Consider the following 20847-nt stretch of genomic DNA (forward strand, 5'->3'; position numbering starts at 1 on the left):
GTGTATTAAATATATTTTTAAACATTTTTTTGTATATTATATAATTTTATCGTAAAATTGTTAAACAAAATTTAACCTATTTATTTTATGAAAAAATTATTAGTAACAGCATCTTTAGCCATGATGCTATTTTCTTGTCAAAAAGAAACAGATTCTAATTCATCAACGCCAGAAAACTCAAATGGTGTTGCATCAAAAAGGGCTTGTGCTTCTCAGGATGTATTAGAAGAGCAGTTGCGTGAAAACCCTTCTCTAGCTCTTAAAATGAATCAAATTGAACAATTTACTCAAGATCACATTGCCAATAGAGGTAGCAATTTAAGTAGACTTGTAAATGGTAAAATTGAAATTCCTGTAGTGGTAAATGTATTATATAGAACTGCGGCAGAGAATATTTCTGATGCTCAAATTCAATCGCAAATAGACGTGTTAAACAAAGATTTTAATGCGTTAAATTCTGATTTTTCACAAGTTCCAGCTTTATTTTCAACCGTTAAAGCCAATGTTGGAATCACTTTTGTTTTAGATCAAGTAATTCGTAAATCTACAACCAAAACTTCTTGGGGCACAAAAGATGCTTGTAAAAAAACAACTCAAGGTGGTTTGGCTCCAACATCACCTACTACAAAACTTAATCTTTGGGTAGCAACTATTGGAGGTGGAATTTTGGGTTATGCTCAATTTCCTGGAGGATCTTCTGCTACAGATGGTGTTGTAATTGACTCTAAATATTTTGGAACTGTTGGTACAGCTACATATCCGTACAATTTGGGTAGAACAGCTACTCATGAAGTTGGGCACTGGATGAATTTACGTCATATTTGGGGCGATGCAACTTGTGGCTCAGATTTAGTAGCTGATACTCCTACTCACAATACGGCTAACTATGGCGTTCCAACTTATCCGCATTACAGTACTTGTTCTGGAACACCTGTAGAAATGACAATGAACTACATGGACTATACAGACGACAGAGGTATGTATATGTTTAGTTTAGGCCAAAAAGCTAGAATTGATGCTGTTTTTGCCGTAGGTGGAGCAAGAGCTTCTTTTAGAAATTAAGATTTAAAAACTAAAATATTTAAACTGCTTTAATTAATTTTAAAGCAGTTTTTTTATTTTAGCAAAAAAATAGCTTATGATTACTTCGAAAATTATAGCCAACGGCTTACTTAGAGCTATAGGAATATTAGTACTTATATCGATTGGTTGCTATTTTATATACACCATACAAACTGTACTATATTACATCATTATTGCCTTTTTAACGACGCTTATTGCAAATCCGGTAGTGGAATTTTTTAGAAAAAAACTAAAATTTTCCAATACAATTGCCATTACAACAACATTAATTTTATTTATTTTATTGATGATTGGAATGCTATTATTATTTGTTCCTCTCATTACTTCGCAGAGCAGTAATATGTCTTTTCTTGATAGTAAAAATTTTCAAAAAAGCATACAAGAACTTTACCATCAGCTCGATACTACGTTTAAGCATTATAATATTAACATAGATCGTATAGTATCAAAAAGTAATGTAAGTTCTAAAATAAATTTTTCTGTTGTAACCGATTTTATAAATGAATTAATAAATGTACTAAGCAGTTTTGGTGCTGGTTTTGCATCAGTATTATTTATTATGTTTTTTATGCTAAAAGATAAAGTTTACTTTATAGCTATCTTTAAAAAGTTGATGCCCGATGATCATGAAGATAAAATTTTGGCTTCTATAGAAAAAACCAACACCTTATTATCACGTTATTTTATTGGTTTGTTACTTCAAACGCTTATTATTTTTGTCATGTATTTAATTGTACTCTTGATATTCGGTGTAGAAAATGCCTTTATCATAGCCTTAATAAGCGCATTACTCAATATCATTCCTTATTTGGGTCCACTTATCTCTACAGCTCTTACTACAGTATTGATTTTATTAAGCGGATTGGGTTCTAATTTTCAGTCTGAAGCTATACCTACTGCCATATATGTGTTTATTGGTTTTACAATTGTACAAATAATAGACAATAATGTTTCAAACACGGTTATCTCTTCAAAAAGTGTAAATATGCACCCGCTAGAAGTATTTATTATTACCATAATTGGTGGTTTATTAATGGGGATAGTTGGAATGATAATAGCAGTACCGTTACTTACAGTAATAAAAGTAGTACTCAAAGAATTTTTTCCTGAAAATCAATTTATTCAACTTTTTACCAAAGGCATTTAATGAAATTTATTGAGAAACTAGCTGAAGAGAAAGTTCAAAACTATATTAATGCTCATTTAGATAAAGATATTCATAAACTTTCTTTGTCTAAAAATCCGTTTGAAATACTTGATTTTAAAGCTATTGTAAATCAAATTGTTGCCAAAAACAAAGCAAAAGAAAAACTTCCAACTTGGTTTAATTGCAGTGGAATTATTTATCCAGAAAAAATATCAATAGAGCAAACCTCTTCAGAACTTACAGCTCAATATAAATCAGATTTAATTTCAGGAAAATCGCTCGTAGATTTAACAGGCGGATTTGGAGTAGACGACTATTATTTTTCTAAAAAATTTGACGATGTTTATCATTGCGAACTCAATCCAATATTATCTGAAATTGTAAAGAAAAATTGGAAAACATTACAAATAAAAAATATCCGTTCGTTTTGTGGCGATAGTATAGATTTTTTAAAAAATAGTACTATTCAATTTGATTGGATTTATATTGATCCTTCGAGAAGAAATAATACTAAAGGTAAGGTTTTTATGCTAAAAGATTGCTTACCCAATGTACCTGAACAACTCGATACTTATTTTGATTTTTCAAAAAGTATTATGATAAAAACGGCTCCTATACTCGATATTCAAGCGGGTTTAAAGGAGTTAAATCATGTAAAAGAAATTCATTGTGTAGCTGTTCAAAATGAAATGAAAGAATTACTATGGATATTAGAAAAAAACTATAACCAAACACCTAAAATTATTGCTTGTAATATTAGTAATCAAGGTGTTCAAACCTTTAATTTTTTGGAAAGCGATAGTGTTCTAATGCCATTATCTGAGCCCAAAAAATATTTGTACGAACCCAATACAGCCGTAATGAAATCGGGTGGAATGGATATTTTGGCTGTTAAAAACAATTTAGAAAAACTTCACTTTCATTCTCATTTATATACGTCAAACGATAAAATTGATTTTTTAGGAAGACGGTTTTTAGTTTTAAAGGTGGAAGAATTTTCTAAGAAAGCAATGAAAGAATTACAAAATACCAACTACAACATTACTTTTAGAAATTTTCCCGATACTGTAGAAAACATCAGAAAGAAATGGAAAATTCGAGAGGGCGGAAAAAATTACTTATTCTTTACAACCACTTCATTAGGAAAGCAAATTATATTTTGCGAAAAATGCTAAGGCTCACAATTCCATTTAAAATTGGATATTTTTTCCTTTGTGCCTTCATTTAAATTATAATGCCACCACTCTGAATTGAGAGGTGAAAAATTAGCTTCTTGCATTATACTTTTTAAAGTTTTTCTATTTTTTATAATGGTAGAATCTAATTTTGTATAATTGTGCGATGCTTCTATTCCAAAATAATCGAAAGAAGTGCCCATATCAACATCGTTTTTATTTTTGTCTGTTAGTGTAATATCTACAGCGCAACCTCTATTGTGTACAGAACCGTTTTTAGGATTAGCAACATAATCTGGATTGGGCACTAGCTCCCACATTTTTTTTTGCACATCCAAAGGGCGATAACAATCAAATATTTTAATATAATAGCCTTGTTGCTTAGCAGCTTTGTTGGCTTTTATTAAATAATCGGCAGCTTTTTTTCGTAAAAGACAAGTGGCGCAATCGTAAATTTTTTGTTTTGTAAAATTATCTTCGGTAGCGTATTTTAAATCGTATAAAAAATTGGCATCGTATTTTTGTAATACTACAAAAGTAGTGTCTGAAATATCTTCATACAGAAAATTTTGTTTTAAATCGTATTTTGTATACCCAAATTCTTCTGTAGATTTACAAGAAATAAGAAGTGTAATACAAATTAATATAAAGCCATATTTACTCAAACCAATCATCTTTAAATCCTATTAAATATACCTTGTTTTTTGCTCTAGTTAAGGCAGTATAAAGCCATCTTAAATATTCTACACCAATCCCATTGGGCAAATAGGGTTGTTCTATAAACACAGTATTCCATTGCCCACCTTGCGATTTATGACACGTAATTGTATACGAAAATTTGACTTGAAGTGCATTAAAATACTCATTCTCTTTTACTTTTTGAAATCGTTTATAAGCAGGTTTCTCATCTTGATAATCAAGCATAACTTCTTGATACAATGCATTACTTTCTTCAAAAGTTAATGAAGGCGACTCGCTGGTTAAGGTATTCAAAATCAATACTGTTTCAAAAGGTTTTTGATTTGGATAATCAATCATTCGTATTTTAACCTTTGCAAAACTAAATCCGTATAACTCTTTAAATGAAAAAATTTCTAAAACTTCTACAATATCACCATTGGCTATAAAGTTGGCTTCATCGGTATCTTTTAACCAAAAATAATTATTTTTTACTACCATTAAAAAATCTCCTGTTGCTAGTTGATTTTCTTTACCTAAAATTTTAGATCTAATTTGTTGATTATACTGGTTTGCTCGTTTATTTGAACGCACAATAAAACAAGTATCTACTATAGAATAATTACTGTAGGCTGCTTCTATGGCATCTTGAATTTCATATCCATCTGTAAGTTTTACAATATCTTTAAACTTTTTGAGCTGAAATTTAAAATCGGTAATAAAACTAGATTTCATTTCGTTTCTAATTAGTGTAGCATTATGTAAAATTCCAGAATTTTCTTCTTGACGCATTACTTCTGTAAGCTCTACAACATCGGTTTTTAAATCGTAATGCAACTCTAATGTATCAGAATTTAATGCTGGCGAAATATCTAAATTTACAGGTGGTAATTGTGCCGTATCGCCAATAAATATAAGTTTGCAATTGGTGCCATTATACACATAATAAATTAAATCATCTAAGAGAGAACCGTTTTGGTACATTTTAGAATCTGAATCTGCATCAGAAATCATAGAAGATTCATCTACAATAAAAATCGTATCTTTATGTTTGTTTTGTTGTTTGATAAAACCTACTCCACCGCCCGATATTTTTTTTGGAAAATATATTTTTTTATGAATTGTAAACGCATTCTTACCCGAATAATTTGCAATTACCTTAGCTGCTCTTCCTGTAGGTGCAAGTAATACATATTTCTTTTTTACATCTACTAAATGATTTACTAGTGTAGAAATGATTGTAGTTTTACCCGTACCAGCATATCCTTTTAGAATAAATATTTCATTGAATTTTTCGTTTGTAACAAAATCTGATATTTTATAAAAAAAAACGTCTTGATCATTTGTAGCTTGAAATGGAAAATTATTTTTCAGTATCGATAAAAAATTAGTATTTTTCAAAAATATTTTTTTTTAAAACCTAGCACAAGTTACTACAAAAAGAAACATCTAAAATAATAAACCAAAAATATATTTTATGGAAAACCTTAAGAAATTAATTCCCATTGCTCTACTTGCTTTATTTTCATCATGTAATAATTCAGATGATGGTAATTATCAAGAAATAGCTACTTATCCAAATGTTACGGCTACTTTTGGCTCTAAAATAGATTTGAATAATTTGTATAATTATGCCAATCAAACAGTTCCTGCTTATATTACCAAAAATAATGCTGTAGGTTCTACTATTACCAATGCAGGAGCTACTTTGGGAAGAGTGCTTTTTTACGACAAAAACTTATCTTCAAACAATACTATTTCTTGTGCTAGCTGTCATTTACAAAGTAATGCTTTTGGCGATACAGCAGTAGCTAGTATTGGGGTTAATGGTACAACAGGTAGACATTCTATGAGGTTGATAAACAATCGTTTTGGCAACGAAGGAAAATATTTCTGGAATGAAAGAGCTGCCAATTTGGAAACTCAAAGCACTATGCCTATAAAAGATCATAATGAAATGGGCTATAGTGGTGCAAATGGCGATCAGTCTATAACCGATTTAATTACGAAATTGAGTGCAATAGGTTATTATAAAGAATTATTCAAATTTGTGTATGGTTCTGAAGAAATTACCGAAGCTAGAATGCAAAATGCGCTTTCTCAATTTGTGCGAAGCATTCAATCTTTTGATTCTAAATACGATATTGGACGAGCGCAAGTAGCCAATGATGCGACTCCTTTTCCAAACTTTACGCAACAAGAAAACAATGGTAAAAATATCTTTTTAACACCACCTGTTTTTGATGCTACAGGCACTCGAACTTCTGGCGGGTTTGGTTGTGCTGGTTGTCATGCTGCACCAGAGTTTGATATTGATCCAAACTCTAAAAATAATGGTATAATTGGTACAATTGCTGGTGGAGGAATTGATATTACAAATACAAAAGCACCTTCACTAAGAGATTTGGTAAAAGCAGATGGTAGCTTAAACGGGCCATTAATGCACACTGGAGTTATTACCTCTTTGCAAACAGCTATAGGGCATTATGGAACTATTAATATTGCACCAGGGAATACCAATCTAGACCCAAGATTAATGCCTGGTGGAGTTGGACAAAAACTTAATGTTACTGCACCAGAAGTAAATGCTGTAATTGCTTTTTTGAAAACACTTACAGGTACTGCTGTATATACTGACCCAAAATGGTCTAGTCCTTTTTAAGGAAATACTATATTTTATATTAAAAGAGTTCGATATTGTATCGAACTCTTTTGCTTTATGATAGTTTTTTTATCTATTTTTTTACGAAAGTCCGTAAATTTTACCCTCATTATCTATATCAATACGTTCTGCATTTGGAATTGCAGGTAAACCAGGCATACGCATAACATCGCCCAAAAGTGGAACGATAAAACCCGCTCCTGAAGAAATTTCAAATTCACGAATGGTTATAGTAAAATCTGTAGGACGACCTATTTTTTTTTCATCATCAGAAAAACTCATAGGTGTTTTTGCCATACAAACCGAAAATTGATTAAAGCCTAATTCATTAATCATATTGAGTTGCGTTTGGGCTTTATTTGTATAATTTACATTTGAAGCACCATAAATTTCTTTGGCTACAATTTCTATTTTTTCTGTAATACTATTTTCAGGACTGTATAGTGTATGGTAGTTATTACTTGCTGTTTCAATAGTACTAATAACTGTTTCTGCCAATAAAGCACTTCCTTTTCCTCCTTCTGCAAATGCTGTACTAACAAGTGCCTTTACTCCTTTTGATGCACAAAGTTCTATTAGTTTTTCGTATTCAGAATGGTAATCTTCTGGAAAAGCATTAATACAAACTATTGGATTAATACCAAATTTTTGAATATTCTCAATATGCTTTTCTAGATTACAAAACCCTTTTTCTATAGATTGTACATTTTCAGCTTTAAACTCATCGGCAGTTAAACCCGCATGATGTTTTAAAGCTCTAATTGTAGCAACCAAAACAACAGCATCGGGTTTTAAATCGCTTTGCGCACATTTGATATGAAAAAACTTTTCAGCTCCCAAATCTGCTCCAAAACCTGCTTCGGTAACTACATAATCACTCAATGAAAGTCCTGTTTTTGTAGCTATTACAGTATTGGTGCCTTGTGCGATACTGGCAAAAGGACCACCGTGTAAAATAGCTGGGTTCCCTTCTAAGGTTTGTACTAGATTTGGTTTTATTGCATCTTTTAATAAAGCAGCCATTGCCCCTACTACTTTTAAATCTCTAGAAAAAATGGCTTTTCCATCAAGGGTTTTACCTATGTAAATATTTCCTAAACGAAATTTTAAATCTTCTAAATTTTTAGATAAACAAAGTATTGCCATAATTTCGGAAGCCGGAGTAATATTAAAACCATCTTCTCGCATGGCACCGTTTCCTTTAGCTCCAACACCTATAATAATTTGACGTAAAGTTCTATCATTCATATCCATAACTCGTTTCCAAGCTATAGATTTTGGATCTATATGTAATGAATATTTAGGGTTTTGAAGATTATTATCTATCACTGCCGAGAGAAGGTTATTGGCTTTTTCTATAGCCGAAAAATCTCCCGTAAAGTGTAAATTAATATCTTCCATTGGGATGACTTGAGCGTAACCTCCGCCTGCAGCTCCGCCTTTCAATCCAAATACAGGCCCTAAAGAAGGCTCTCTTAAAACTGCCACGGCATTTTTGCCAATATAATTTAGACCATCTACTAAGCCTATAGACATGGTGGTTTTTCCTTCTCCGTATTTGGTGGGCGACATCGCAGAAACCAATATAAGCTTACCATTTGGTTTTTCTTTTTGTAAAGACAAAGGCAATTTTGCTTTATACTTACCGTAAAATTCTAAATCATCTTCATGAATATCTATTTTTTTGGCTATTTCTTTTATGGGTTTAATTGTAGCTTGTTGAGCTATTTCAATATCGGAAGGGAATGACATAGTGAATTATTTTTACCAAATTTAAAAAGCATTATTTATAAAAAATACGATAATTATCATATAAAATTAATCAAGGCTTAAAGTTATTTGACCGTCGTCATCTAGTTGAATATTAAAATTTTGAATACTATTACTTGGTTCATCACTTTCAGTATTTATTTCTACTTCTGCATCATTATCCAATATCTCTTCGTAAGGAAGTGGATCTAACAAATTAACTTGTTTTAATTTATCTGTGGTAAGTTGATTACCAAGTGCTTTTATTCCTTTAATCGAAATGAATTGTTCTAAATCGATAATTTGATTTTCTTTTTGTATTCCTTTACTTTTTGCAAATACAACTTCAGCCACAGGACGCCAATCGGTAGAAACAATTTCGAGTTGCGATTTTTCATGCTCAGATATAAAAATCTCTTCTTTATTTTCATTTTCTACTAAAAATCGTTTTACAAAATAACGTTCTTTATCGCCATCATAATAAATACAAGAAACCGGTTTTTTTGGATTCCATTTTTCCAAAACAATCATATCATCATCAAAATGGGTTGTAAGTTCTGGAATTATCGTTTTTAATTTTCCACTTTGATTGATGATTAAAAGGCGGTCGTTTGGTTTAAATTCGCCCAAAAGTTCACCTCTACCGTCTACATTAAGGCGCTGTACTGTTTCGTCAAACCAAATTTTTCGAGGACGAAGTGTAGAAATACCTTTTTCTTTGAGCTCTATTTTTTTTATAGGATATTTCGTAACTGTATTTCCTTTGGAAGCTCTACCTTTTATGGCGATTTCGGCAAAATCTAAGTCCCATTTTAATTTTTTAACACTACCTATTTGACGCAGTAATATGGTTACAGTTTCTGCCTCGCCATTTGGATTTGCAGTAAAATATAATACTTGACTTCCTGCTTTTTCTTGTGTTAAATCGTATTCTTTATCACGGGTAACTCCCGATACGTTGAACCTTTTTACAAACGAAGAACCATTTTTACCATCGCGGTAAATCATATTATAAATTGTACGTTTATCATTTCTATCAAAAACCGCTACATGAATGATGTCTTTTCCAATAAACTTTTTTTCATCTACTTTGGTAATTACCATTTTACCATCGCGTAAAAAGATAATTACATCATCAATATCGCTACAATCGGCAACATATTCATCTCGTTTTAAACCTGTTCCAATAAAGCCTTCTTCTTTATTTACATACAGTTTTGTATTACGCAAAACTACTTTTGTGGCTTCAATAGTATCAAAATTTCGAAGCTCAGTTTGTCGTTCTTTACCTTTACCGTATTTATCTTTAAGCGTTTGAAAATAATTAATCGCAAAATCAATAATGTTCGCCAAATGGTGTTTTACTTGTTCCATTTCGGCTTCGAGTTTTGCAATACCTTCGTCTGCCTTAAATGAGTCGAAACGAGTAATACGAATCATAGGAATTTGCGTAAGTTTTTGCAAATCGTCGTCATTAATTTCACGGATAAAATCTTTCTTAAATGGCTCAAATCTTTGGTATAAATAGTCAAATAATGATTCTTTATTATCGTACAATTTGAAATCGATATACATTTCTTCTCTAATGAATATTTTTTCTAGAGTAGAAAAATGCCATTTATTTTCAAGTTCATCAAGCTGAATTTCAAGCTCTTTTTTAAGTAAATCAACCGTTCTATTGGTAGAAATTTTAAGCATTTCTGATACTCCAATAAATAGTGGTTTATTATCTTGAATTACACATCCTAATGGTGCAATAGACGTTTCGCAAGCTGTAAAAGCATACAAGGCATCTATGGTTTTATCTGGAGAAACTCCTGGCGGAAGATGAATAACAATTTCTACTTCGGCTGCCGTATTATCTTCAATTTTTTTAATTTTAATTTTACCTTTTTCATTTGCTTTTAAAACGCTATCTATCAATGAAGTTGTGTTTGTTGAAAATGGTATTTGGGTAATAACGAGCGTTTGCTTGTCGAGTTGCGAAATTTTGGCACGAACTCGAACACGTCCGCCACGCATTCCGTCATTATAATTTGAAACATCGGCAATACCTGCGGTAGGAAAATCGGGATATAACGTGAATGGTTTACCTTTTAAAATTTTTATGGAATTGTCAATCAGTTCGTTAAAATTATGAGGCAATACTTTGGTAGAAAGTCCTACGGCTATACCTTCTGCACCTTGTGCCAATAGCAATGGGAATTTTACGGGTAGATTAATTGGCTCATTTCTTCTACCGTCGTAAGAAAGTTGCCATTGAGTTACTTTGGGCGAATAGAGAATGTCGTGTCCTAGTTTTGAAATTCGAGCTTCTATGTAACGAGAAGCGGCTGCGCCATCACCTGTGAGAATATTCCCCCAGTTTCCTTGCATGTCGATAAGCAATTCTTTTTGCCCAATTTGCACCATAGCATCGCCAATACTCGCATCACCATGAGGATGGTATTGCATAGTATGCCCAACTATATTGGCTACTTTGTTGTAACGCCCATCGTCTAACTCTTTCATAGAATGCATTATACGACGTTGTACTGGTTTAAAACCATCTTCTATAGCGGGCACGGCACGCTCTAAAATTACATAAGATGCATAGTCTAGAAACCAATCTTTGTACATACCTGTTACTTTGGTAATGGTATCTTCTGGATTTTCGTTGTTTTCGTAAAAATGATTACCCTCAAACTGATTTTCTTGTGATGCTTCATCAAAAGAATTGTCATTTTGAATGTTATCGTTTTCTTCTGGTGTTATGTTTTCGTTTTCGTCTTTCATTCTTTTTGTAGTAATATATTACTCTCCGTTTTCCCCAAAATATTTTATACCAACCTTCTTAAAAAAATCTTTCATATCAGTCATGCAATATTTCTGATAAACTTCAATATTTGATGAATATCTTGAGCCAACACATTCAATGCAAATTTCATTATAAGCAATTATTGTATCTTTTTTATTTTTAAATAATATTAAATGTCTTGGCATATAACAAGCAGCGACCATTTCTTTTGGTTCACAAGAATCACTTGACATTAATTGCGTTAATTCTAAAATTTGTTCTTTATTCAAATTGATTATTTCTTTGATAAATTTTGATTCAAAAGTTAACTTATTGTTTGATATTAACTCTTTATCAAATGGAGTCATTCCATTAAAAGAAATAGTGTCCCACAAAATCCTGTTAGGATATGATAAAATCTCAATTTTAGATAATCTATCAAGTTTAAAAATTCTATTTGTTTTATTTATACTTTTTGAAATTGGAATTTCATAAGTATCATTATTTTTAATACTTGTTTGATTCTTTTTACAAGATAAACCAGCAATTAAAACTATAAAACAAAGTAATTTTTTCATTCTAAACCTTTTAGTTTGTCAATTCATCAACAGTATCCAACTCAACTTTTAAATTATTGATAATAAACTCTTGTCTATCGGGAGTATTTTTACCCATATAAAATTCTAAAAGTGTTTCTATAGTGGTCGCTTTATCAAGCATTACAGGGTCAAGACGAATACTCTCGCCAATAAAATGCTTAAACTCATCGGGAGAGATTTCTCCTAATCCTTTAAATCGAGTTATTTCGGGTTTTGGTTTTAGTTTTTCAATAGCATTTTTACGTTCTTCATCGCTGTAACAATAAATGGTTTCTTTTTTGTTTCGAACTCTAAACAAAGGCGTTTGTAAAATAAACAAATGTCCTTCTTTTATCAATTCTGGGAAAAATTGCAAGAAAAAAGTAATTAACAACAAACGAATATGCATACCATCGACATCGGCATCGGTAGCAATTACAATATTGTTGTAACGTAAGTTTTCGTAGTCTTCTTCTATGTCGAGAGCGGCTTGAAGTAAATTAAATTCTTCATTTTCGTAGACAATTTTTTTTGTCATTCCGTAAGAATTTAACGGTTTACCTCGTAAACTAAAAACAGCTTGTGTATTTACATCACGACTTTTTGTAATAGAACCCGAAGCCGAATCTCCCTCGGTAATAAAAAGTGTACTTTCTAGACATCGTTCATTTTTACTATCGGTTAAGTGAATACGGCAATCACGCAACTTTTTGTTGTGCAAACTTGCTTTTTTGGCACGTTCTTTTGCCAGTTTTCTAATACCCGAAAGTTCTTTGCGTTCACGTTCTGCTTGAAGAATTTTTTTAAGCATTGCATCGGCAACTTCGGGATTTTTATGCAAAAAATTATCAAGCTTTGTCGAGATAAAATCATTTATAAAAGTTCTTACAGTTGGTCCATTTGGTCCGATATCTGTAGAGCCTAATTTGGTTTTGGTTTGCGACTCAAAAACAGGTTCTTCTACTTTGATAGACACGGCTGCAACTATTGATTTTCGTATATCTGAAGCTTCAAAACTCTTGTTGTAAAATTCTCTAATAGTTTTGACTACCGCCTCACGAAAAGCGTTTAAATGTGTTCCGCCTTGTGTAGTATTTTGCCCATTTACAAACGAGTGATATTCTTCGGAATATTGTGATTTACTGTGTGTTAAGGCAAATTCAATATCTTCTCCTCGCAAATGAATAATCGGATATTGCATATCTTCTTCGGCAATGGTTTCTTGCAATAAATCTTTCAAACCATTATCTGAAGCATATTTTTCGCCATTAAAATAAATAGTAAGACCTGTATTGAGGTAACAATAGTTTTTAAGCATTCGCACCACATATTCATTGCGGTATTTGTAATTTTTAAAAATGGTATCGTCTGCTATAAAAGATACTTTTGTGCCTTTACGCTTGGTTGTTTCTTGAATATCTTCTTCAATAGTAAGATTTCCTTCGCTAAATTCGGCTGCTTTTTGTTGGTTGTCTCGAACACTTTCTACTCTAAAAAAGTTAGACAAAGCATTTACGGCCTTAGTACCCACACCATTTAATCCAACCGATTTTTTAAAGGCTTTGCTATCATACTTTCCTCCTGTATTCATTTTAGAAACTACATCGACCACTTTGCCCAACGGAATGCCACGGCCGTAATCGCGCACAGTAACGAGTTTGTCTTTTATGGTAACCTCTATTACTTTACCAGCACCCATAACAAACTCATCTATACAGTTGTCTATCACTTCTTTAACAAGTATATAAATACCATCATCGGGCGAAGAACCGTCTCCTAATTTACCGATATACATACCTGGACGCATACGGATATGTTCTTTCCAATCGAGCGAGCGTATATTTTCTTCGTTGTACTGCGTAAGTTCGGCCATTGTAAGCAATTTTAACGCATAAAAGTACGATTTTTTAGCGGATTAGTAAAACAAAAAACAGGAAGTTATTAAGAATGTTTTTGACAATTTTTAATTTGAATGAAAGCCCTAAAAAAGGAAATTAAGGATTTTAATTTTATTGATAATGACAGAAAATACCCGTATCCGATATAGTCCATAAAGCCGCTTTTTGATGAGCTGCTTTTAGGGCTTGATTAGCCCATGAATTGCAGGTATAAAATAAAGAATAATGCCCTTTGGCTTCATAAAAAGCATCATTAGTTCCATAAACACTTTTTGTAGGTATTAGTAGCGCTTTTTCTCTTTGGATTTGAAAAGAATCTTCAATATATAGTACTAATTTTTCATAATCGTTTGTAGACATTACTACTTTTTTACAATTTTGATTTTCTTGCAACTTTTTGTAAAAAGTTGCGTGAATAGCCGTAGTATTAAAACCTGAAACCGCTTTAAGCGCTGTAGAAACTTTTAAATCTGCCCAAGTTGGAGTGTCTAAATAAAATCCTTTATCTCCCCAACCTAAACCTACATATTGCGCAGTAGTATCGGGTTGTTGGGTATGATTTATTGAAATAACTTCATTCCAATTTTTAATATTATTTTTTACAGGAACAACAATATCGGTATGTACACCATTACTTTTTATATAAATTGTTACACCTTGATTGGGTTTGACACAATCACTATTTACCGTAATTTTTGAAATTAAGGTAACTATAGCAGCATAAGACACCAGAAAAAGAAGTAAATAACCAATTATTTTTAAAGATTTAAGTATATATTTCATTTCTAGATAAGTTAAAGGTTGTATGCGATTAATTATTATTCATTTATAAATTATTTATAATAAAGTTATTGTTAGTGATGATAGACTGACATAAGCACTACAATTCTCATTTGAGAAAATAATAGGTTTCAAATTCAAATTCTTTCATGCGAAGTAATTTTCTAAAATCGGCACGCGTTGGTTTGAGCAAAACGTATGCTGTATCTTGTTGATTCATTACAATTTCTCTAGGTATGTGTAGTTGTTTTTCTATCTTATTAGCATCTTTTAAAGTTCCTAATTGAAGGTATTTATTGTAAGTGGTGCTAAATGACAGTATATTTACTTGGTACAAATTATTTATTTCTCGGTTAAGAATAAGAGATGATTTATACACCTTTACTATTTCGTTGTCTGCAAATGAAAAAAGTGTATCATTTGTACTTGTTTTCCAATAAATAGAATCATTCTTTATTGATGCTTCATGTTTTTTACCTGTTTCTTTTTCAATAACATATCCGCTCTCGTAGCGCAAATTTAAACTATCCAATGTAGTGCGTTTTTCAAAAAAATCTTCGGTAATTTTTCTTAAAATACATTTTGATTTTACTATAATAGATTCATTAAAATTGAGAGAAAACTTTCCTTGAAACTTCAATGGAATTTCATTTACAACATCTACATTTTGTGGTTGTGGTTGATTAAAATAAATAAATGTATTCTCTAGAGCAGAATCTTTACAAGAATACACAAAGAATAATACCAAAACGATGAAAACTTTTTTCATATATAAAAATTTAAGACATTTTTAACATTTTCAAAAGTTGTGCCAAAAAAGCCGCAAAATCTCTTTTGCGGCTTTTTTCTATGTCTTATTAATTTTTTGTTTTCTAAAAATTATACGTTGAATCGGAAGTGCATTACATCGCCATCTTTTACAATATATTCTTTTCCTTCTACTCTAAGTTTTCCAGCTTCTTTTACTTTAGCCTCGCTACCATAATGTGAAAAATCTTCATACGAAATTACTTCTGCACGAATAAATCCTTTTTCAAAATCGGTATGAATAACTCCCGCTGCTTTTGGTGCGGTATCACCTACATTTATTGTCCAAGCACGAACTTCTTTTACACCAGCCGTAAAATAGGTTTGCAATTTTAATAACTTGTATGCTGCTCTAATTAATACGGCAGATCCAGGCTCATTTAATCCTAAATCTTCAAGAAAAACCTGACGTTCTTCATAGCTTTCCAATTCATTTATATCGGCTTCTGCACCTACAGAAAGTACTATAACTTCAGCTTCTTCATCTTTAACAAGTTCACGAACTTGGTCTACATATTTGTTACCATTTACTGCCGATGCTTCATCTACATTGCATACATACAACACGGGTTTGGTTGTAATAAGCTGAAAACTTTCCATAAGTTCTTGCTCATCTTGATTTTGTGGAAGTACAGTACGAGCAGATTTTGCCTGCATTAAAGCATCTTTAATTCTATCTAAAAGGGCTTTTTCTGCTTGAGCTTCTTTATTGCCTGTTTTGGCAGCACGATTTACTTTTTCCAATCGTTTTTCAACCGTTTCTAAGTCTTTTAATTGCAACTCAATATCTATAGTTTCTTTATCGCGAATTGGATTTACATTTCCATCAACGTGAACAATATTATCATTATCAAAACAACGTAAAACATGAATAATTGCGTTACATTCTCTAATATTTCCAAGAAATTGATTTCCTAAACCTTCGCCTTTACTTGCTCCTTTTACCAAACCTGCAATATCTACAATATCTACGGTAGCCATTTGAACTCTTTCGGGTTTAACCAATTCTTCTAAGCGAACAATTCTAGGATCGGGAACATTTACTACACCTATATTGGGCTCTATAGTACAAAACGGAAAGTTAGCGCTTTGTGCTTTGGCATTTGACAAACAATTAAATAGTGTTGATTTTCCTACATTGGGCAATCCTACAATTCCTGCTTTCATTATATTTTATTTTTTGGTGTGCAAAGATAGTTTTTATAAGCGAAAATAGAAAATGCTATTTTCCTAACTCCGATAGCTTTTGAATTATTGATAATTCTTCATCTGTTGCAGTAAGTCCAGAAATATCCCAGTAATTTGTAAGTATATGATTGGGAACGTTATACAAGGTTTTTCCTTTAAAAATTTCATTGTCTTTGTAGGTAAAATGCTTGGTAGAAAAGGCTGTTGTAACCATGGTATTACTTACTTCAACAACACGAGGCACTTTGTTTATTTTTCTTTTAAGTTTGATTTCTTCTCTCGAAGAAAAAAAATAATATTGATTATCATCTATTTTATAAATTGTTTTAAAACTAGATTTTTCAATTTCTTTGGGGTTTAAATGAGGTCTGTCTGATAATTTAGCAAGCATTTGATCGGATAATACCGAACTCACTTCTACAATAAGCTTTTTTTTATAATCATAAACAATGTAATAATGGTCGTAAAGCCCTACAGCATTATCTGTAGGAATTATTTGCATTATATAGTATGAATGGGTTTTGGAATATGATTTTATAATAAATTCAAAATCTTTTTTGGCACTAGTTGTTAGAAGAAATTCTAAATATTTAAAGTTGTAATAATTTTCAGAAATATTATCCAAATTATATCCTACAGCGTCATCTCCAACAAACTCATCTTTAAGACCATACGACCTATTTTGTTCAATTAAAATATCTGTTCTGGCTATGTTGGGGTTACCTGTGAGTTGAAAATTTAATAAACCGTCATTAAAATAAGCGTACTTATCATCTAGTTTTAAAAACTCTCTTTCATAAACCTTTAAACGAGCAGGCATCGTAAAATGAGCTATCGAATTATCAATAAGCATTTTAAGTATTTTTTGCGGATGCTGTTTCGTTATAATAATTTCATCAAGTTCTTTTGTGTTTTTCTTTAGTAATATTGTGTTGTTATCTTTTAAAAAACTTGCTCGAACGGTATTTGTTTCATAGGTAGCATGTGTAATTTTTAAAGCAGATTCACCTTTTATAGAAATAGTAACTTCTCCAAGCTTATTACTCAAATAAAATTGCTTGGTTTTCAAAACGGTTACGGTAGCATCTTGTACAGGAAGCTTAGTTTCAGCATCTAGAATAACCAATGTTTTCTGTAAATTTTGACTAAAAATACAGCTTGTACTAAATACAAATAATAACGATAATATTAACTTCATACAAAATGTGTATACACAAATTTATAAAATTTAAGTTATGCGTAACAACATTATTAAGTATATAATGTATAAAGATTTAATAAATTGTCAATTCTGTAAAAATTAATTACATTTGTAATACATTATTAATAGTTAAATCTAATAAAGTTTAAGTATGCAACAAATTCCAAGTGTTGACTTACGTGATTTCCTGTCGGACGACCCGACACGTAAACAAAAATTTGTAAATGAAATCGGAAAAGCTTATGAAGAAATTGGTTTTGTAGCTCTAAAAGGGCACTTTTTGGATAACCAATTGGTAGAAAATTTATATACAGAAGTACGTAACTTTTTTAATCTTCCTTTAGAAACAAAATCAAAATATGAAATTCCAGGAATTGGCGGGCAAAGAGGCTATGTTTCTTTTGGTAAAGAGCATGCAAAAGGTCGTTCTGCTGGAGATTTAAAAGAGTTTTGGCACTTTGGTCAATATGTTTCTGAAAATTCAAAATGGGCAAACGAATACCCTAATAATGTAGAAGTATCAGAACTGCCAAACTTTAATAAAGTAGGTGAAGAAGCATACAAAATGCTCGAAAAAACAGGTAAATATGTACTTAGAGCTCTAGCCTTACATATTGGTTTAGATGAGTTTTATTTTGACAACTTTATCAAAGATGGAAATAGTATTTTAAGACCTATTCACTACCCTCCTATTACCGACGAACCAAAAGATGGCGCTGTACGTGCTGCTGCACATGGCGATATCAATTTGATTACACTTCTTATGGGAGCGCAAGGAAAAGGATTGCAAGTACAAAATCACGACGGGCAATGGATTGATGCTATGGCACAACCTGATGAATTAATGATAAATGTTGGTGATATGCTATCTAGACATACCAACAATAAATTAAAATCAACCATACATCAAGTTGTAAATCCTCCAAGAGAACTGTGGGGCACTTCAAGATATTCTATTCCTTTCTTTATGCACCCTGTAAGTGATATGCGCTTGGATTGTTTACCTCAATGTATTGATCAAGACAACCCAAAACGATTTGACGATATTAGTGCAGGAGAATTTTTACACGAAAGACTTGTAGAATTAGGACTCATAAAAAAATAAATTAGAATAATTTTTCCTTATAAAATTCCAAATTCCAACTATTTATGGAGTTTGGTTTTTTACTTTTGGGAATTGGTAAATAATTAGTGCACTATGGATTTACAAGAACAATTAAAAAAACTATTTCCAGATCATGAACCCTCTCTTGAACCTGAAGAAATAGCCCACGAAGAACATATTTTATATATGCAAAAAGAACCTCTATTGTGCAAATATGAAAAAAGAAAAGGAAAACCCACTACAATAATATCGGGTTATGAAGGAGAAGAAAATGACTTTAAACTATTAGCCAAAGATATTAAAAACAAACTTGCTGTTGGAGGCACTTTTAAAGATAACGAAATTATAATACAAGGCGATTATCGAGATAAAATAATGAAAATTTTACAAGATAAAGGCTTTAAAACCAAACGAGTTGGCGGATAAATTTTAAAATAAATTCGAATCGTAACTCACTTTAAAATAATAAAATTAAATAAAAAATAATATGATTGCATCATCAGAACTTATACTAAATCCAGACGGTAGCGTATATCACTTAAATTTAAAACCAGAACATATAGCAAAAGATATTCTTTTTGTAGGTGATCAAAATAGAGTAGAAAAAATTACAAACCATTTCGAAAAAATTGAGTTTTCTCAACAAAAAAGAGAGTTTAAAACACAAACAGGTTATTACAAAGGAAAACGAATTACGGTAATGTCTTCTGGTATTGGTCCAGATAATATCGATATTGTAATGAACGAGCTCGATGCTTTGGTAAATATTGATTTAAAAACCCGAGAAGTAAAAGAAGAACTTACGTCACTAAATATTATTCGCATTGGAACCTCAGGCTCGTTACAAGCCGATATTCCTTGTGATAGCATTGTATTAAGTCAATACGGTTTAGGTTTAGACAATATGCTTCGCTCTTATTTAATCGATGATATTTCGGAAAAAGAAATCGAAGAAGCCTTTATAAAACAAACCCAATGGGATATGAAAAAAGGTCGTCCGTATGTGATAAAAGGTAGCGAAATACTCGAAAAAAGAATGGAAAGCGAAACCATTTTTAAAGGATTTACTGGAACTGCAGGTGGCTTTTATGGCCCTCAAGGAAGAGTATTACGCTTAGGGATTCAAGATCCTGAATTGAACAGCAAAATGGATAGTTTTGAATTTGAAGGTATTAAAATGACCAATCTAGAAATGGAAACGGGTGCGATATATGGTTTGGGTAAACTTTTAGGTCACGAATGTTTATCTCTAAATGCCATTATAGCCAACCGTGCAACTGGAACTTTTAGTGATGATCCATACAAAGCTGTAGACGCATTGATTGAATATGCTTTGGATAAGTTAGCCGAATAGATTAACAATTTAAAAGTTAAGATTTTAAAAGTTAAAAATGGAAAATGAATTATGTTGTAACACTATGAAATATCATTCAGAATTTAAATGTGATATTCATAAAGATGATTTCGATTGTCCAGACAAAATTATATATTCCACTAAAAAAAATAAAGAATTTGGAATAATAATTCATGATGGAGGAACTTCATTTATTAAAATAAAATTTTGCCCTTGGTGTGGAAAAAAATTAAAAAATAAATCCAATGTATAATTTAATGTCTTAAATTAATAATTAAGATTTATGAACTTCAGATTTGCTAGACATACCAACAATTTAGAACAACTTAAATTCTTTTATATTGATATTTTAGGTTTAAATTTACTTGGTAGTTTTGAAAATCACGATGGTTATGACGGCATATTTATTGGTAAACGCAATGAAAATTGGCATTTAGAATTTACAAAATCAGACGAAATTGTTCCTTTTAATTTTGGAGAAGAAGACATTTTAATTTTTTATCCCAACACCAAATTAGAATTTGATTTGATACACGATAAAATACTCGCAAACAAAATTGAATTTATAGAAGCCAAAAATCCCTATTGGAATGAAAATGGTAAAATGATTCTTGATCCTGATGGATATCGACTAATTATTTCAGATAAAAAAATCAATACATAAAA

General features: G+C 31.3%; 19 protein-coding genes. 9 read left to right on the forward strand and 10 right to left on the reverse strand.

Going from position 1 to position 20847, the window contains the following annotated elements:
• Positions 1–87: 87 nt before the first annotated feature.
• The 3 genes from Q361_RS08090 (at position 88) to Q361_RS08100 (ending at position 3405) form a co-directional block, all read left to right on the forward strand.
• Positions 88–1062, forward strand: coding sequence for a zinc metalloprotease (locus Q361_RS08090; protein WP_103726218.1), 975 nt, complete (start codon positions 88–90; stop codon positions 1060–1062).
• Positions 1063–1138: 76 nt separating this feature from the next.
• The gene (locus Q361_RS08095) at positions 1139–2230 is read left to right on the forward strand and encodes an AI-2E family transporter (RefSeq protein ID WP_103726219.1); all 1092 of its coding nucleotides are present in this window, start codon (positions 1139–1141) and stop codon (positions 2228–2230) included.
• Positions 2230–3405, forward strand: coding sequence for a class I SAM-dependent methyltransferase (locus Q361_RS08100; protein ID WP_103726220.1), 1176 nt, complete (start codon positions 2230–2232; stop codon positions 3403–3405). The genes Q361_RS08095 and Q361_RS08100 overlap by 1 nt, the downstream gene beginning before the upstream one ends.
• Here the strand turns inward: Q361_RS08100 and ddpX are convergent.
• Both ddpX and Q361_RS08110 read right to left on the reverse strand, forming a co-directional pair.
• Positions 3402–4079, reverse strand: coding sequence for a D-alanyl-D-alanine dipeptidase (gene ddpX, locus Q361_RS08105; RefSeq protein WP_103726221.1), 678 nt, complete (start codon positions 4077–4079; stop codon positions 3402–3404). The genes Q361_RS08100 and ddpX overlap by 4 nt on opposite strands.
• Entirely contained in the window at positions 4063–5484 is a 1422-nt protein-coding gene (locus Q361_RS08110) for an ATP-dependent DNA helicase (RefSeq protein ID WP_103726222.1), read from the reverse strand. The genes ddpX and Q361_RS08110 overlap by 17 nt, the downstream gene beginning before the upstream one ends.
• Before the next feature lie 76 nt (positions 5485–5560).
• Here Q361_RS08110 and Q361_RS08115 point away from each other — a divergent pair, with 76 nt between their 5' ends.
• The gene (locus tag Q361_RS08115) at positions 5561–6745 is read left to right on the forward strand and encodes a cytochrome-c peroxidase (RefSeq protein ID WP_103726223.1); all 1185 of its coding nucleotides are present in this window, start codon (positions 5561–5563) and stop codon (positions 6743–6745) included.
• An 81-nt stretch (positions 6746–6826) separates the two neighbouring features.
• On the opposite strand, the gene Q361_RS08120 is transcribed toward Q361_RS08115, so the two are convergent.
• The 8 genes from Q361_RS08120 to Q361_RS08155 form a co-directional block, all read right to left on the reverse strand.
• The gene (locus Q361_RS08120; RefSeq protein WP_103726224.1) at positions 6827–8497 is read right to left on the reverse strand and encodes a formate--tetrahydrofolate ligase; all 1671 of its coding nucleotides are present in this window, start codon (positions 8495–8497) and stop codon (positions 6827–6829) included.
• Positions 8498–8563: 66 nt separating this feature from the next.
• The gene (locus tag Q361_RS08125) at positions 8564–11269 is read right to left on the reverse strand and encodes a DNA gyrase/topoisomerase IV subunit A (RefSeq protein WP_103726225.1); all 2706 of its coding nucleotides are present in this window, start codon (positions 11267–11269) and stop codon (positions 8564–8566) included.
• Positions 11270–11287: 18 nt separating this feature from the next.
• Positions 11288–11848 (reverse strand): hypothetical protein, encoded by a 561-nt coding sequence (locus Q361_RS08130; RefSeq protein WP_103726226.1) that lies wholly within the window; start codon positions 11846–11848, stop codon positions 11288–11290.
• 10 nt (positions 11849–11858) lie between these two features.
• On the reverse strand, positions 11859–13721 hold the full coding sequence (locus Q361_RS08135; protein WP_103726227.1) for a DNA topoisomerase IV subunit B: 1863 nt from the start codon (positions 13719–13721) through the stop codon (positions 11859–11861).
• A 136-nt stretch (positions 13722–13857) separates the two neighbouring features.
• Positions 13858–14529, reverse strand: coding sequence for a TIGR02117 family protein (locus Q361_RS08140; protein WP_103726228.1), 672 nt, complete (start codon positions 14527–14529; stop codon positions 13858–13860).
• A gap of 106 nt (positions 14530–14635) precedes the next feature.
• On the reverse strand, positions 14636–15295 hold the full coding sequence (locus Q361_RS08145) for a hypothetical protein (RefSeq protein WP_103726229.1): 660 nt from the start codon (positions 15293–15295) through the stop codon (positions 14636–14638).
• Positions 15296–15405: 110 nt separating this feature from the next.
• Positions 15406–16500: a redox-regulated ATPase YchF gene (ychF, locus tag Q361_RS08150; RefSeq protein WP_103726230.1), complete on the reverse strand. Its 1095-nt coding sequence runs from the start codon at positions 16498–16500 to the stop codon at positions 15406–15408.
• Positions 16501–16555: 55 nt separating this feature from the next.
• Positions 16556–17719 (reverse strand): hypothetical protein, encoded by a 1164-nt coding sequence (locus tag Q361_RS08155; RefSeq protein WP_103726231.1) that lies wholly within the window; start codon positions 17717–17719, stop codon positions 16556–16558.
• Between the two features lie 154 nt (positions 17720–17873).
• Here Q361_RS08155 and Q361_RS08160 point away from each other — a divergent pair, with 154 nt between their 5' ends.
• The 5 genes from Q361_RS08160 (at position 17874) to Q361_RS08180 (ending at position 20845) form a co-directional block, all read left to right on the forward strand.
• Positions 17874–18827 carry an isopenicillin N synthase family dioxygenase gene (locus Q361_RS08160; protein WP_103726232.1) on the forward strand — a complete coding sequence of 318 codons (954 nt, stop codon included), beginning with the start codon at positions 17874–17876 and terminating at the stop codon, positions 18825–18827.
• A 93-nt stretch (positions 18828–18920) separates the two neighbouring features.
• Positions 18921–19253 (forward strand): translation initiation factor, encoded by a 333-nt coding sequence (locus tag Q361_RS08165; protein ID WP_103726233.1) that lies wholly within the window; start codon positions 18921–18923, stop codon positions 19251–19253.
• A 61-nt stretch (positions 19254–19314) separates the two neighbouring features.
• Positions 19315–20181: a nucleoside phosphorylase gene (locus tag Q361_RS08170; RefSeq protein ID WP_103726234.1), complete on the forward strand. Its 867-nt coding sequence runs from the start codon at positions 19315–19317 to the stop codon at positions 20179–20181.
• A gap of 64 nt (positions 20182–20245) precedes the next feature.
• Positions 20246–20434, forward strand: coding sequence for a DUF6980 family protein (locus Q361_RS08175; RefSeq protein WP_211290371.1), 189 nt, complete (start codon positions 20246–20248; stop codon positions 20432–20434).
• A gap of 30 nt (positions 20435–20464) precedes the next feature.
• Positions 20465–20845, forward strand: a complete 381-nt coding sequence (locus tag Q361_RS08180; RefSeq protein WP_103726236.1) for a VOC family protein — start codon at positions 20465–20467, stop codon at positions 20843–20845.
• Positions 20846–20847 lie beyond the last annotated feature (2 nt).

This window comes from Flavobacterium croceum DSM 17960 (genome assembly GCF_002917885.1).
GTDB classification, from domain to species: Bacteria; Bacteroidota; Bacteroidia; order Flavobacteriales; family Flavobacteriaceae; genus Flavobacterium; species Flavobacterium croceum.